Source organism: Belliella aquatica, assembly GCF_014637795.1.
Taxonomy (GTDB): domain Bacteria; phylum Bacteroidota; class Bacteroidia; order Cytophagales; family Cyclobacteriaceae; genus Belliella; species Belliella aquatica.
Genome location: NZ_BMFD01000008.1, coordinates 50,739 through 66,973, shown reverse-complemented (window position 1 = coordinate 66,973; position 16,235 = coordinate 50,739). Strand labels below are relative to the sequence as shown.

Annotated in this window: 11 protein-coding genes; 8 read left to right on the top strand and 3 right to left on the bottom strand. The window is 39.1% G+C overall.

Going from position 1 to position 16,235, the window contains the following annotated elements; genetic code table 11:
• Positions 1-7 precede the first annotated feature (7 nt).
• The 6 genes from IEV57_RS12200 (at position 8) to IEV57_RS12175 (ending at position 8,055) form a co-directional block, all read left to right on the top strand.
• Positions 8-2,371: a glycoside hydrolase family 127 protein gene (locus IEV57_RS12200; protein ID WP_188443226.1), complete on the top strand. Its 2,364-nt coding sequence runs from the start codon at positions 8-10 to the stop codon at positions 2,369-2,371.
• A gap of 18 nt (positions 2,372-2,389) precedes the next feature.
• Positions 2,390-3,937 carry an alpha-N-arabinofuranosidase gene (locus tag IEV57_RS12195; protein WP_188443224.1) on the top strand — a complete coding sequence of 516 codons (1,548 nt, stop codon included), beginning with the start codon at positions 2,390-2,392 and terminating at the stop codon, positions 3,935-3,937.
• A 12-nt stretch (positions 3,938-3,949) separates the two neighbouring features.
• Positions 3,950-5,611 (top strand): ribulokinase, encoded by a 1,662-nt coding sequence (locus IEV57_RS12190; RefSeq protein WP_188443222.1) that lies wholly within the window; start codon positions 3,950-3,952, stop codon positions 5,609-5,611.
• Positions 5,612-5,764: 153 nt separating this feature from the next.
• Positions 5,765-6,142, top strand: a complete 378-nt coding sequence (locus IEV57_RS12185; RefSeq protein WP_188443220.1) for a four helix bundle protein — start codon at positions 5,765-5,767, stop codon at positions 6,140-6,142.
• Positions 6,143-6,195: 53 nt separating this feature from the next.
• Positions 6,196-6,894 (top strand): L-ribulose-5-phosphate 4-epimerase, encoded by a 699-nt coding sequence (locus IEV57_RS12180; protein ID WP_188443218.1) that lies wholly within the window; start codon positions 6,196-6,198, stop codon positions 6,892-6,894.
• Between the two features lie 12 nt (positions 6,895-6,906).
• Entirely contained in the window at positions 6,907-8,055 is a 1,149-nt protein-coding gene (locus IEV57_RS12175) for an aldose epimerase family protein (protein ID WP_188443216.1), read from the top strand.
• A gap of 260 nt (positions 8,056-8,315) precedes the next feature.
• Here the strand turns inward: IEV57_RS12175 and IEV57_RS12170 are convergent, their stop codons facing one another.
• From IEV57_RS12170 to IEV57_RS12160, 3 genes are all read right to left on the bottom strand, one after another.
• The gene (locus tag IEV57_RS12170; RefSeq protein WP_188443214.1) at positions 8,316-9,320 is read right to left on the bottom strand and encodes a glycoside hydrolase family 43 protein; all 1,005 of its coding nucleotides are present in this window, start codon (positions 9,318-9,320) and stop codon (positions 8,316-8,318) included.
• Between the two features lie 609 nt (positions 9,321-9,929).
• On the bottom strand, positions 9,930-12,962 hold the full coding sequence (locus IEV57_RS12165) for an SbcC/MukB-like Walker B domain-containing protein (protein WP_188443212.1): 3,033 nt from the start codon (positions 12,960-12,962) through the stop codon (positions 9,930-9,932).
• Positions 12,959-14,188: a metallophosphoesterase family protein gene (locus tag IEV57_RS12160; RefSeq protein ID WP_188443210.1), complete on the bottom strand. Its 1,230-nt coding sequence runs from the start codon at positions 14,186-14,188 to the stop codon at positions 12,959-12,961. The genes IEV57_RS12165 and IEV57_RS12160 overlap by 4 nt, the downstream gene beginning before the upstream one ends.
• 145 nt (positions 14,189-14,333) lie before the next feature.
• Between IEV57_RS12160 and IEV57_RS19465 the strand changes: the two genes are divergently transcribed.
• Both IEV57_RS19465 and IEV57_RS12150 read left to right on the top strand, forming a co-directional pair.
• Positions 14,334-14,900, top strand: a complete 567-nt coding sequence (locus IEV57_RS19465) for a septal ring lytic transglycosylase RlpA family protein (RefSeq protein WP_188443208.1) — start codon at positions 14,334-14,336, stop codon at positions 14,898-14,900.
• Between the two features lie 257 nt (positions 14,901-15,157).
• Positions 15,158-16,231 (top strand): efflux RND transporter periplasmic adaptor subunit, encoded by a 1,074-nt coding sequence (locus IEV57_RS12150; RefSeq protein ID WP_188443206.1) that lies wholly within the window; start codon positions 15,158-15,160, stop codon positions 16,229-16,231.
• The last annotated feature ends 4 nt before the right edge of the window (positions 16,232-16,235 follow it).

Sequence of the window (16,235 nt, the reverse complement as noted above, 5' to 3'; positions counted from 1 at the left end):
AAATTACATGCCCAGCACTCTTAAAGTTATTTGTTTTGCTTTCATTCTTGCATTAAGTTCAGCTTCGTATGCACAATCTAACCGTGTTCAATATTTTAAATTGGATCAGGTAAAATTGTTGGATAGTCCATTCAAAAATGCTCAAGAAGTGGATAAAAAATATATTCTTGAGATGGATGTTGACAGACTTTTGGCTCCATACATGAAAGATGCTGGAATAGAATGGACTGCTGAGAATTACGGAAATTGGGAAAATACAGGATTAGATGGCCACATAGGTGGTCATTATCTTTCTGCCTTAGCCATGATGTACGCATCTACTGGAGATATTGAAATCAAAAGCCGATTGGATTATATGATTGAGCAACTGAAGTTAGCTCAGAATAAAAATGCAAATGGCTATATCGGTGGTATTCCTAACGGACAAAAAATCTGGGAAGAAATCAGAACTGGAAATATCAAAGCAGGTAGTTTTTCTCTCAATGACAGATGGGTACCGCTTTACAATATTCACAAAATCTACGCAGGGCTAAAAGATGCTTATTTGATTGCAGGAATAGCTGATGCAAAACCAATGTTGATCGAGCTTTCAGATTGGTTTTATGACTTGACCGAAGAATTTTCAGAAGCACAATTTCAAGAAATACTAATCAGCGAGCATGGAGGGTTGAATGAAGTTTTTGCTGATGTGGCAGAAATCACTGGAGATCCAAAATACCTAACGCTTGCAAAAAAAATGTCTCATAATTTGATCTTGGATCCCCTTACAAATCGCCAAGATAAACTTACAGGAATGCATGCCAACACCCAAATTCCTAAAGTGATTGGTTTTCAGCGTATCGCTCAACTTTCAGATGAAGCAAAATGGAATAACTCCGCCACCTATTTTTGGGAAAATGTCACCAATCAAAGATCAGTTTCCATCGGTGGGAATAGTGTGAGAGAGCATTTTCATCCAAAAGATGATTTTTCGCCAATGCTTTCTTCTGATCAAGGCCCTGAGACTTGCAATACTTACAATATGATGCGTTTATCTGAGAAGCTTTTTGAAAGTAGCCCGGATAGAAAATACATCGACTATTACGAAAGAGCGCTATACAATCATATCCTTTCATCTCAGCATCCGACAAAAGGTGGATTTGTCTATTTCACGCCCATGCGTCCACAGCATTATCGCGTTTATTCACAGCCCCACGAGAATTTTTGGTGTTGCGTAGGATCGGGTTTAGAGAATCACGCCAAATATGGTCAGGTTATATATGCCCATAAAGAAGATGAACTTTTTGTAAATCTCTTTATCGCTTCGGAATTGAGTTGGGAAGAAAAAGGCATCAAACTCACTCAGAAAACAGATTTTCCTTTTTCAGAAAGCACAACGCTTCAATTTGACCATAAAGGCAAAAAGGGGTTTAAGCTAAAAATCAGATATCCAGATTGGGTTAAAGGAGGAGCAATGGAGGTTAAGGTGAATGGGAAATCTTTTCCTATAAGCCTGTCGAAAGATGGCTATGTTGAGATTGACAGAAAGTGGAAATCAAAAGACCAAGTTTCTGTCACCTTGCCGATGTCTACTCAGGTAGAATATTTGGCTGATGGTTCTCCATGGGCATCGTTTGTTCATGGACCGATTGTATTGGCGGCCGAGACTGGAAAGGAAGATCTTAAGGGGATTTTTGCGGATAATAGTAGAATGGGGCATGTTGCTTCAGGCAAAATGGTCCCGATTTTTCAAACTGGAATTCTCAAGCAAACAGAAGAGAAAATCTTACCCGCGAAAAGCAATGATAATTTCAATTTCTATTTAGCCGAAAATCAATTTTATAATCAAAATGAATCTGTAAGTCTCGTTCCATTTTTCAATATTCATGAAAGCCGCTATCAGGTTTATTGGCCGGTTTTAAAGGCAGATGAAGTTGATGATTTTAGAAAACAATGGAGCGGGAAGGATGAATTGATGCTGAAATTGGAATCCATTACCATCGACCAAGTCGCACCTGGAGAGCAGCAGCCAGAATCTGAGCATAATTTTAAAGCTGTCAGCAGTCAATCTGGACAAGATAATGGACTTTTTTGGAGAAGCACTACAACTGCTTTTCAATATGACCTTAAAAATCCAGCCTTGGAAGCAAAGACTTTGAGGATTTCTTATTTACCCATCAAAAATGGCAATCCTTTCAAAATTCTGATCAATGGTGAAGTATTAGCCGAGGAACATTTTGACTCTGAAGAATCAAAGAAAATAGTAGACAGGGAGTATGACATTTCCCTTTTCCAATCAGAAGAAATAGAAGTGAAATTCGTCAGTATCGATGGTCGAGAAACAGAGAAAATCCACTTTGTGAGATTATTGAAAGCAGATCAAAAAAAATAAACCTATAAATATAAACTTATGAAAACAAAAAGCTTAAAAGGGATCATGCTACTAACAGCGATGTTGGTTTCTTTCTTTTCCCTAGCCCAAAATCGTTTGATCGTAAATGCGGATCAAGGTGATATTAAGATCAACAAGCATATCTACGGTCATTTTGCAGAGCACCTAGGAAGAAGTATTTACGGAGGTATCTGGGTAGGTCCTGACTCTGATATTCCAAATGAAGATGGATACCGAAAAGATGTAATGCAAGCATTGATCAACTTGGAAATCCCAAATTTGAGATGGCCGGGAGGTTGTTTTGCAGATGAATATCACTGGACAGATGGAATCGGCAATCCTGCAGATAGACCGAAAATGGTTAATACCCATTGGGGAGGTGTTACGGAAGACAATTCTTTCGGTACGCATGAGTTTATGAATTTTGCGAAGAAAATTGGCACAGAGCCTTACATCACAGGAAATGTGGGTAGTGGTTCCGTTGAGGAAATGTCCAAATGGATTGAATATATCAATTTTGATGGAGTAAGTCCAATGGCTGAATTGAGAAAAAGAAATGGTCAAGACGAACCTTGGGGCATCAAATATTGGGGTGTTGGAAATGAAAGTTGGGGCTGTGGAGGAAATATGACTCCTGAGTATTATGCCAACGAGTATAGAAGATATGCAACCTACGCTAGAAATTATGGAGGGAATAAGCTCTATAAAATTGCTGGTGGAGCGAATAACTGGGATTACAATTGGACTGAAGTCTTGATGAAAAACATTCCTTTGTGGATGATGGATGGACTTTCTTTACATTACTATACCATTGCTGGATCTTGGGAAAACAAAAAGTCAGCGACAGATTTTGACAAAGAAACTTATTTGGAGACGCTAAGAAAAGCTGCATTTATCGATGATTTGATCAAACGTCATGGTACGATCATGGACAAATATGATCCTGAGAAAAGAATTGGAATGATCATCGACGAATGGGGAACTTGGTTTGAAGTAGAGCCGGGAACAAATCCAGGATTCCTTTACCAACAAAACACCATGCGTGATGCCCATGTTGCTGCAATTTCTCTAAACATTTTCAATAAAAATGCAGACCGTGTTCATATGGCCAATCTTGCGCAAACTGTCAATGTTTTGCAAGCGGTGATTTTGACCAATGAAACGGACATGATTTTGACACCAACCTATCACGTTTTTGATCTTTATAAGCCTCACAAAGATGCGACTTTGATTTCTCACGATTTGAAGTCTGAAGAAGTGAGTTTCGGTAAGGAAAAAATGGAAGCATTGAATATTTCTACTTCTAAATCTGCTGACGGAACTGTGAATATCAGTATTGCTAATATCAATCCGGATAAGAAAATCGACTTGGATGTGGTCTTGAGAGGAATTGATGCCAAAACGGTGACTGCTGAATACATCACAGCCCCTGCGATCAATTCACATAATACTTTTGAAAATAAAGAAGTGGTGAAAAAAGCTGCTTTCAAAGATTTCAAACTGAACAAGGAAAATCTTAAAATTTCTGTACCAGCCAATGCAGTTTTGATGGTAAGAGTAAAGTAAACAGGTGAAAATATGAATGATAAATATGTAATTGGTCTTGACTATGGTTCTGATTCCGTAAGAGCTGTTTTGGTAAATACAGCAGATGGGAATTGCCTTGCAAGCCATGTCTATTGGTATCCGAGATGGAAAGAAGGAAAATATTGTGATCCTGTATCCAATAGATTTAGGCAACATCCTTTAGATCATTTGGAAGGATTAGAGCAGACGATCAAAGGAGTTTTATCAAAGTCGGGAATTGACAAAAACCAAGTAAAAGCCATCTGTGTGGATACAACTGGCTCTTCACCCTTACCTGTAGATAATAAAGGGCAGTCTTTGGCTTTAACGCCTGAATTTGCTGAAAATCCAAATGCCATGATGGTGCTTTGGAAAGATCACACTGCCATCAAAGAGGCAGATGAAATCAATCATATTGCCCGCACAAGGGGAGGTGAAGATTTCACAAAATACGAAGGAGGGATTTATTCTTCCGAATGGTTTTGGGCCAAAATTCTCCATGTTGTAAGAGAAGATGAAGCGGTAAAAAATGCAGCCTTTTCATGGATGGAGCATTGTGATTTTATCACTGCTCAGTTGATTGGAAGCGAAGATCCCTTGGCATTGAAGCGCAGCAGATGTGCAGCAGGACACAAAGCGCTATGGCATGAAAGCTGGGGCGGATTGCCACCAAAAGAATTTCTTGGCAAATTTGATCCGTATTTAGCTGATTTGAAGGACAGGCTTTACACTGAAACTTACACTTCAGATGAAGCTGCTGGTAATCTGAGTAAAGAATGGGCGGATAAGCTTGGACTTTCTGAAGAAACAGTAATTTCTGTCGGTACATTTGATGCACATGCGGGAGCAGTAGGAGGAGAGATTACAGAAAACACCTTGATCAAGGTGATGGGAACATCAACTTGTGATATCATGGTTACCAATAAAGAAAAGCTTGGAGATAAATTGATTCCAGGAATCTGTGGACAGGTAGATGGCTCTGTAATTCCTGGTACAATTGGCTTGGAAGCTGGTCAGTCTGGTTTTGGTGATGTATTGGCATGGTTCAAAAATCTCCTGCTTAAACCATCTCTGGAATTGATTGAGGCAAGTGAAATCTTAAATCAAGAGCAAAAAGAGAAATTAAAAACAGAACTTGATGATCAATTGATTGTCAAATTATCTGAAGAAGCATTAGCGATACCTGTTGAGGAATCTAAAATTGTAGCCTTGGATTGGATCAATGGCAGGAGAACTCCAGATGCTAACCAAGCACTCAAAGGTGCAATCAGAAACTTGAATATGGGTTCAGATGCTGCTCGGGTGTTTAAGTCCTTGGTAGAAGCAATCAGTTTTGGATCAAAAAGCATCGTAGAAAGATTCCGTCAGGAAGGCGTCAAGATTGATGCAGTAATTGGTCTTGGAGGCGTTGCCAAAAAGTCAACTTTGGTGATGCAGACACTAGCAGACGTACTGAATATGCCGATCAAAGTAGCTACTTCCGACCAAGCCCCAGCTTTGGGTGCAGCCATGTATGCTTCAGTTGCTGCAGGCATTCATGCTGATACAGAATCCGCCATACAAGCCATGAGCAACGGTTTTGACAAAATCTACGAACCAATCCCAGCCAATGTCCTTGTTTACGAAAAGCTTTACAAAGAGTATGTGGCGTTCGGGAAACTAATTGAAGGATAGGTTGAGAAGGATAGGTCAAGAAGGATGAATTGGGAAGGGTGAAGGATGAAGGAGGGATTAATTTTAGATTTTAGAAGGTAGATTTTAGATTGAGATGGAGATTGTGTAGATTTATTATGCTTTCAACATTTTTCACTTCTAATTTTTACATTTATGCAAAGTCTAATTAAAACAAGAACAAAGAGATTTGCTCTCGATGTAATTGATCTTATTGAATCACTTCCAAATTCAGTTTCATTAAAAGTGATTTCCTATCAACTTGTCAAATCTGCGACTTCAGTAGGCACAAATTACAGAGCTGTCTGCAGGGCAAGAAGTGATAATGAGTTTATTTCAAAACTTCAAATTGTCTTAGAAGAGGCAGATGAAAGTGGCTATTGGTTAGAATTAATTCAAGCTAAAGGCTGGGTTGATGTTTCAAGACAACTACAAGAGGCAAATGAATTAACAGCGATCTTTGTCTCGAGTTTGAAAACCATTAAAAATAGATCAAACTCAAAAAATAATGAAGAAAACAATCCTCTAAAATAATTGTAGATTTCAGATTTCAGATCTAAAATCTACAATCTAAGATCTAGAATCAAATGTACAAAGAACTAAAACAAGCCTGCTACGACGCAAATATGCAATTGCCAAAATTGGATTTGGTGGTGTATACTTTTGGGAATGTAAGTGCAGTCGATAGAGAAAAAGGCGTCTTCGCTATCAAACCAAGTGGTGTGCCTTATGAAGAATTAAAAGTGGAAGATATCGTCATCGTAGACTTTGATAATAATGTCATTGAGGGTGAGATGCGGCCATCTTCTGATACCAAAACCCATGCTTTTCTTTACAAACATTGGAAGCATATTGGTGGGATTTGTCATACGCATTCGACTTATGCAGTTTCTTGGGCACAGGCGATTATGGATGTTCCGAATTTTGGAACGACCCATGCAGATCACTTGACCGCAGACATTCCTTGTGCTCTACCGATGTCAGACGAACTGATCGAAGGAGATTATGAACACAATACAGGACAGCAGATTTTGGACTGTTTTGAGGAGAAAAACCTGAGTCCTGAAGAGGTAGAGATGGTTCTCGTAGGAAGTCATGGTCCTTTCGCTTGGGGAAAAGATGCTTCAAAAGCAGTTTACAATAGCAAAGTACTAGAAGAGGTTGCTAAAATGGCATATCTTACACTCCAAATCAACCCAAATGCAGCAAGACTGAAAGATGCTTTGATCAAGAAGCACTACGAACGTAAGCATGGTAAAGATGCATATTATGGTCAAGGCTGTTAACACCTAAAGCACATGAAAAAAATGAATTTCAAATCAATCACCATTTTGTTCTCCGCCCTTTTAATCGGGATATGGAGTTGTTCTTCGCCAAAAACTGAGGAAAAAGAAGAAATGAAAAAAGAAATCAAATTTAAAGTTAAAGTACAGGAAGTTCCAGTTGGAGATCAGACAGCCAAGGTTTTTCATCTAGAAAATGGAAACGGAATGGAAGTAGAACTTTCAAGTTTTGGAGCTGTAGTTTCGAAGTTGGTCGTGCCGGATAGAGATGGAAAATCTGAGAACATTGTTTTAGGTTACGAGTTAATTGATGGGTATGACACAAATGATTATTATCTTGGAGCAACTGCTGGAAGATATGCAAACAGGATTGCTAAAGGTAAATTTGAAATCGATGGAACTAGCTACCAAGTAACTACCAATGATGGAAACAATCACCTTCATGGAGGAAATTTTGGCTTCAATCGGAAGAATTGGGACGCTGAATTTATTGAAGGCGAAGAGTCTATGAAAGTCAAAATGACTTATACGAGTCCTGATGGTGAAGAGGGTTTTCCAGGGGAGTTGGTTTCTACAGTCATCTATGAAATGACGGCGGATAATAAACTATTGATCAGCTTTGAAGCGACAACAGATAAACCAACCATCGTAAACTTGACGCATCATGGGTACTTCAATCTAAGTGCAATGAAAGAGGATATTCTTGGACATGAATTGAAAATTAATGCCGCGAAATACACGCCGGTAGATAATGAATTAATTCCTACAGGAGAACTGAAAGCTGTTGCTGGAACTCCATTTGACTTTAATACACCAACGACTATTGGAGCAAGAATCTCAGAAATAAAAGGTGGATACGATCATAATTATGTGGTAAAAGAGCAGCATGATGGTCAGCTGACAAAAATGGCTGAATTGTATCATGCGGGTTCAGGAAGAGTGATGGAGCTTTATGCGGATTCACCTGCTGTACAGTTTTATTCTGGCAATTTCTTAGATGGTGGTTTGACGACCAATGGCATAACATATTCGCAATATATGGGACTTTGTCTTGAGCCGCAGACATTTCCAAATGCACCAAATGAGCCCTCTTTCCCCTCTGCAAGACTTAATCCCGGCGAAAAATACAGCCACAAGATTGAGCTGCATTTTGGAGTTAAATAATTGAAGATTTTAGAAGGTAGATTTTAGATTGGGCTTTTCGCCAATTCTGAATCTATCTTCATTCTTATTAAAAGTTGACTGATTCTTTAATTGTATAGATGAAATTAAGACTTTAGAAGGTGGGTTTTGGAGTGGGCGCTACGCCAACTCTAAATCCATCTTCTATTTTTTATTAAAGGCTGACTGACTGTCCAAATCAAGCTACTCCTTTTAAATCTAAAATCTAAAATCTAAAATCTAAAATCTAAAATCTAAAATCCTCAAACCGGGTCAACTCCCTCAGTTGTCATCACCATCCTTTTCAAAGTACCATCGGGATTGTAGTAGAGGTAGTCTATGCAAACAGACCTTCTAAAGCTTCCTCCATCTGTAGGGATACTACCGTTGTGATAGATAAAATAGTCTTTTCCTTTGAATTCTATGATTGCTTGATGATTGGTGTTGGAATTTCCAGCAACTTCATTTAAGATTCCTTTGTATTCCCAAGGCCCTGTGATGCTCTTACTCATGGCATAGGCTGTTTTTTCGGGAAATTGATACGCGTATGTTAGATAATACCAGTCACCTTTCTTGTGAACCCATGGCGCTTCTGTGAAGTTGGGAAGTGGAATTTGATTAATTGGGCCATCCAACTCAATCATATTTGGTTTCAATTTGGCCCAATAAGCGATTGTATTTCCCCAAAAAACATAAGCTTCTCCATCATCATCAATGAATACAGCTGGATCAATATCATCCCAACTGATTTCGGTATCCGTAGTCATGTCGTTGGTGATCAATGCTGAGCCTCGCGCATCTTTCCAAGGGCCGATTGGTGAATCTGCTACTGCAATCCCAATTGCTTTGCCAGGGATTTCTTTGTGCGTGACAGTCACAAACCAATAGAATTTACCATCTTTTTCAATCGTATGGGCTGCCCAAGCATCGCCAGATGCCCAATCAAATGTTTCTATTACATTCAAAGCCGCTCTCTCCTCCCAATTGACCATGTCAGTGGAGGAAAAAATAAGCCATTCATGCATTTCATAAAACTCCTTTCGTGCAGGCGCTTCATCATGGCCTACATAAAGAAATACGGTGTCATGATGTACAAGCGCCGCTGGATCTGCAGTGTATTTGTGGGTGATGATTGGATTGCCTATTCTTTCTGAAGTAGTTGTTGGCATAGCTATATTTGTGCTTTCAACTGCCGGTTCAGAACATGCTGCAATTGCCAGAAGCAATCCTGCACATGACAAATCGATTCTTCCTCTGAAATTTTTCATAGTCTCAATGGTTGTGATTTTAAGGTTTATTTATTCAAAAGCAATATAAATAAATAAGTGTAAAAAATACAATTAAAAAATACAAACCCCAAAAATCTCTACTGATAGGTCCAGGAGGAATTCCTTGGCAAGAGTTTTTGGAGATGGATATTGTCTCCTTATTCAAATAAAAAGACAGTCAATTTGACTGTCTTTTTTGCTTAAAAATACTTTTGTAAAACATTGATTAATAATATATTGTATCACTTTTTAATATTTTACTCAATATACTGAGTAAAATTACTCAATAGAATAAGTAGCTTATAACTCACTCCTCAATTGCAAGGGAAGTATAGGCTACTTTTATGGAACACAGATGACGCTGATTAGGCAGATAGTCGCTGATATGATAGAGGCTAATCCTCCTAAAAGAATTCTTCTTAGTACATCTTCGCTGTTTTGAATTCTCTCCGAGCCACTCTTGCGTCTTATCTCTTGCTTCTTTTCTCTCTAAGCCCCTCCGTATCCCTCAATAATCAATAACCAATCCCCATTCTCAACTTTCTTAAGACGCCTCTGCTCCTTGGAAATCTTTGCGAGATCCCCTTCTCATATCTCACATCTCACGTCTCAAAAAGAATACCTCACCTGACTGCCTTTTTCTGCATCCAACTCAATTTTTGCATAGACTTCAATCTCTTGTTGGAGTTCTTCGACGTGGGAGATGATACCGACAACTCTGTTTTCGTGTCGAAGAGCCTTGAGGGTTTCGAAGACGACTCGAAGGGCATTTCTATCCAAGGCACCAAAACCTTCATCCAAAAAGAAGAAACTCTGATCTGCCTCATTAAGTGATTTGACTTTCTCTGCCAAAGCCAAAGCCAAACATAATGATGCTTGAAATGTCTGACCACCGGAAAGGGTTTTGAGTAGACGCTTTTTGCCTCCGTTGAGATAATCTATCACCCAAAAGGTGTTGTTGTCGTCAATTTCCAAGCTCAAACTATTTTTGGTGAGTTTGTTGAATCTGATGTTGGCGGTATTGCAGAGTTCCTTGAGGTAGATGGAACTCACATATTTCACAAATCCACTGCCTTTAAAGAGCTTTTCTAACTCTTTGAGATTGCTTTCTCTGTTTTCTAGTTTGCTGTAGATCGTGCGAACTTCTTTTTTCTCTTTGAGCTTTTCTCGGCTGTCTTTGATTTCTCGATCGAGCAAGGTGAATTCCTTTTTGATTTCTTCTAAGGCTTTGAATTTAACTTGTAGAGAATCCTTCAGGCTTTCAAAGTTCTCTTGGCTAAAGTTGTTTATTCCTTCTGTCTTTTTGATTTCATCGATGCGTGATTCTACCAAATGTGCTCTTTGCTCAAAGTTCTTGATTTCTATCTCCACCTTGTCCGCATCCATATTGTTGTGATAGAGTTCCTGAAGCTGTGATTCGTCCGTAAAATGATATTCCTCTTTGCGCTGAGCATAAAGGGTGTTCAGTTCTTCAATTTTGTTTTGCGCTTCTTTCAAGGCTTTTTTTGAATTTTCCAGATTTGCCAAATTGGTAGCTTGCTTTGCTCTGAGTTCTACCATTACCTTCTGAATTCCGCTCAGCAGATCAGCAGTTCTGTCGATGTCATCTTGAACCTTTTGGATTGTTTGACGGATATTTTCTGCATCTTTTGTAAAAAATGGCTGACAAAAACCTAAATCTTTGATGTCATCTCTTTTGGTATTTTGGGTGGCTTGGAGCATTCTTAGCCCCTGCTCCAAGTTTCGGAGTTTCTGATCTTCTTCTTCTAGTTTTACTTTCCCTTCTTGCAAGTTTTTCCTCCATTCTTTGAGTTGCTTGCTTTGATGCTCACTTTTCAGAATAGCCTCATCTGTGGTTTGAAGGAAAGCCTTTACTGCATCTATATTTTCAAAATTCTGCTCTTTGAGTGAGGTTTCCAGATTTGCGATTTGCTTCTCAATCGCAGTCAAATCAGTTTTTTTGGATTTATATTGTTGAGTCAGAGTGTCTTTTTTGAAGGTGGCTTCTGATAGTTTTTTGGAGGAATCAAAGCTGCTTTCTAGCGTAGCCTTTGTCTTTTCGATATTAGATTCGATTTCCAACAAGAATTTGTTTTCCTCTTCTCCTTGGAGTGGATTGGGATGATCGATCGCGCCACAAAGTGGACAAGGGTTACCATTTTCCAATAAATGTATATGTGCACTCAATCCACTTTTTTGGATCAATTTATCTCTGTCTGACTCAAGAGCTTTGATTTGGTTTTTCAGTGTAAAGGCCCAAGAATCAAATGAAGTTTCATTACTAGGGATACGCTCTTGAAGTATGGCAATATCTTTTTCACTTTGATCAATAGAAGCTTTATAATCTTTGATTTCTGTAATCAGTTTTTCCTTAGAAGAAGTCCATGTTTCCCAATCTTTTACTGCACTTTTCAGCTCGGCCAATTGATTCGCATTGGGTGTTTGGTTTGCTTCTAGGACATCTTCAAGCAATTTGATTTTCGATTCTAGAGCTTGTTGAGCTAATTTCTTGGCTTCAAGATGAGGTTGGATAAATTCGATTTCCTTGTCTGCTTCTTGAATCTTCTGTTGCAGCTCTTGGATTTCTTTGACCTTCTCTAAGTCTCTGATTTTGGATTCTCTCTCTGATTTCTTATTTGCTTTTTCTTTGAGGTCAGTTTCTTCAGCCTCTTTTTTGGAGATTTCTGTGACAAAATTCTCCTTAAATCTTTCGCAGTCAGTGACGCTTACCTGATGCTTTTCGATCTCCTGCTTCTTTTCACTGATTTGATCATAGATAGGTTTGAGGTAGGTTTTGGCTGTCAGAAAATCCTTATAAATGGCTTTCTGATTTTCAATTGATGGCTTTTTCAATTCCAGCTGAGTCCATTCTTTCTCGAAATTCTGGAGAGATTGGAAAAGCGCCTGAATCTGTTCTTGCTTTTTGTAGGTAGCTTCTGTTTTTTGAAAATCTGTTTCCAAATCACCTGCTTGATGGGCGATTTGATCTAATAGCTTTTCTTTTTCCACTAAGATTTCGTCGGAATAGATTTCTAAGCTTGCCAGCTGTGTTTCAAGTCTGATTTTTTCATCCTTGACAATTCGGAGCAGTCCGGCAGTTTTATAGCTCAAATCGAATCTTTCTAAGCCAAACAACTCCTTCATCATCTCGGCTCTCGGGCCAGGTGTGAGGTCGATAAATTCCTTGAACTTTCCCTGAGGAATGATGACAGTTTGCTTGAAATGCTCTTTTTTCATCCCCAAAATCTCCTCACCTCGAAGTGTTAATGGTTGAAGTTCTGATGCTGTCTTAAGGTAAAAGGTGTGCTCAGCGGGTTTTACATCATCAAAATTTTTCGGATTTCGCTTTGCAGCATATCTGCCGAGGTAGGTATTGCTGTTGTTTTTCCCTGCCTTGAATTCAAAATTGATCAGCAACTCTTCACTTTGCAGATTGACCATGCTGTTTTTTTCTCCACGATCAGAAAGTCGCTCGGTGCTTCCATAGAGTGCAAGCAGGACAGCTTCCAAAATGGAGGATTTCCCACTTCCTACAGCTCCAAAAATCCCAAAAAGTCCAGCTGCCGTGAGTTGATCAAACTCTATGACTTGCTTTTCCTTGTAGGAATAAAGCCCTTGTATTTCTAGTCTAATTGGGATCATAAATCTTCGTTTTGACTGATTACTTCATTAAAAATATCGATCAATTCAGCATTGGGATCTTGACCTTTTTCGCTTTTGTAATACATCTTGAAAAGTGTCACCATGTCTTTTCCCAAATCTTCTACTTTGAGGCTTAAGCTTTCCTGACCTTTGATATGAAGAATCTCGGGGATCAAGTTGACAATTCCATCGTGAGCTTTCATGATGGCTTTTCTCGTCGCTGCGTCAATGGCATGCTCGGTAGCGAAGGTGATTTCCACGAAACAGTAAGGATTCTCTTCCAGCCAAGCCAAGGTGTCAGCTAAATTTTCAAAGCGTTTTCTGAATAAAGGTCTACCTCCTTTGAGGGGGATAGCTTCGTAGGAAACTTCTTTATTGGCTTCTGCTTGTATAATCACGACTCTTTTTTCCTGATCCGCTTCGCTAAAAGAGTAGGCTAGGGGAGAACTTGAATATACCACTGGAAAAGGAGACTTGCTCACCGCATGATAGCGGTGTAAGTGTCCCAAGGCAGCATATTGAATTTGTGTAGGAATATTGGAGGTATAAAGTGCCTGTGCTCCGCCAACATGTAGGATGGGCCGTTCACTTTCAGGTTCTGGCTCTGGTTTTTCACCTTCTTTGATAAAGAAAAAATGCCCTGCAAATAGGTTGATGCCGCTCTCGTCACAATAACGGTCAGCAAGATTACGCCATTTTGCTGCAAGAATATTCCTCAATTCCGCTTCTCTGTCTTCTTCGCCAAGATAGGTTTTGAGTAGGACTTCATTGGCATATGGAGCTAAAATGATGCGGATAGGGTCAGCATGTTTTGGGAGTTTGATTTCTACAAAACCTGATTCAGAATTGAGAATTTCTATACCATTGTCTAGTTTTCCTATTGGTATGATCGAGTCATATCTGCTGTAGAAGAAAATGCCCATTTCCCTAGCTAAAGGATCGGGAGCTTCTACAAACTGCGTGCTATCGTGATTTCCTGAGATGGCGATGATCGGTCTTTCTCCATTTTTAGACAATCTCCGCAAGGTTTTGTAGAGAAGCTCGACAGCTTCGTGGTTAGGGTTAAAACTGTCAAAAATATCACCTGCTAGCAAAATTAGATCAACTTCTTGATCATCTGCGATTTGAATGATTTCTTCTAGGACGAGTTTTTGTTCTTCCATTCTGGAAAAATCCTGCAATCTTTTGCCCAAATGCCAATCTGCGGTGTGAAGGATTTTGATCATAGCTGAAAAGTCTTGTGTAGATTTTAATGAAAATAGTTTAGCTTTATTCGATAAGGAATTTAAAGTTATCAGCTTGGGACATCCTTTCCAAGTGAGATTTTAATTAATGACAGCAATTGGCATATAAATTGCCAAGTTTTCGTAGATGAAAAAAATCAGCTTAATCATAGGTCTATTTTTATTCTTTGGCTTGACGAGCGTTCAAGCTCAAGACGAGAGTATTCTCTTAGAGAATGTCCATGTTGCAGATTCTACTTTCTTGATTGAAGAAGGTGTGGCTAGTTATTATGGGACGAGATTCCATCTGCGGAAAACAGCCAATGGGGAAGTTTATGATATGGAGCAGCTTACTGCGGCGCATAAGCATTTGCCTTTTGGTACGATGCTTCGTGTGGTGAATCTAAAAAATGAAAAAGAAGTTTGGGTCCGCGTCAATGATCGCTTACCGAAATCTTCCAAAAGAGTGATTGATCTTTCCAAAGGTGCTGCCAGAGAATTAGAAATGATTAGAGATGGGGTTGTTCCTGTAAGATTGGAAGTTCCCGATCAAGAAACCATCATGTCGCTAATTGATTATTATCAAGAAAACAAACCTTCGGGGATGCGCTTAAGATTATATCCCGAGCCCATAGAATTTTTTAGACCAGAAATCGAAATATTTGATTTGATGCTGACTCTTCCCGGGGAGTTGATTTTTTCGAGAGTAAAATGAGGAATATTAGCCAATCCTCTTAAAAACACTACTCCTAATCGCTTAACCTTTAATCTTTAAAGAACCTAAGTTACCCTGCTCAACCTTCCAACTTTCTTACCTTCCAACTTTTTAACCAATTAACCCATTCAACCAATGATCATTAACTATTCTCTCCTCGCTTTCATCACATTTTTTCATTTTTTAACACCATGATACTTTGATCGTATTTAATAAATTAGTTTATTGTTGGCTTGTTAGATCATTTCTGTTATTCTATGAAGCATTTAAGATTGTTTTTTATTGCGGCTGTACTGTTGACCACAACATTGTCCTGTGAAGAGGAAAAAGTAGAAAGCCAAGAAATTCCCACAGAATCCTTTAGAGGAGAAGTAGCAGCCACCCCAGTGAGGGTCGCTCAAGCCGAACAGCGAACTTTCGATTACTTGATCAATGCGACAGGTAAAATAGATGCGCTCGATCAAGTTAAAATTGTAACGCAAAGAGGTGGTATCCTTAGCGAACTCAATGTGAAAGAGGGTGATATGGTGGAGAAAGGTAAAATTTTGGCCAAGCTAGATGATTCTGAAGCACAGTTTAGACTTGAGAAAGCCAAAATTGCTCTAAAAAATGCCCAAGCGACTTTTGATTCAGAAATTTTGAGTTTTAACTCAATCATGAGTTCAGCAGATACTTTAAGGAAAACAAGTTTGGTGGACCAACTCAAAGCAAAAAGTGGATTTTTCTCCGCTGAAATAGATTTGAGAGAAGCGGAACTAGAAATCGAAAAATCTACAATCAAAGCACCAATCTCAGGAAGAGTAGCAGATCTAAAGATTAAAAAAGGAAGTCTGGTATCCAATGGAGAAGATTTTATGGAGGTTATTAATACAAACACACTTGAGTTGAAGGTGAAAGTATTGGAGTCAGACATCAACCTAATTTCAATTGGACAGAAAGCAGAAGTTTATCCCGTGAGTGGATCAAGTATGGATGTTACGGGAACTGTCAGAAGTATCAATCCAAAAGTAGATGAAAATGGCTTAGTCCAAGTGAGTTTACTGGTAAGTGGATCGAAAGGCCTGCTGCCAGGAATGAATGCAAGAGCTATTATCAGAGCTCCTCAGAGTAATAGCATCGTGGTTCCAAAACAAGCATTGGTCTATCGATCTAGTAGAGCGGTGGTGTTTACCATTGAAAATAACGAATCTAAGTGGAACTATGTAGAGGTAGGCAAAGACAACGGTAAAGAAGTAGAAATACTTTCCGGAATCGAGCCTAACAGCACGGTGATCACTACCAATAACTTACAGCTTGCCCATCAAGCACCAATTCAAATCGTAAAAGAGTAGTCGC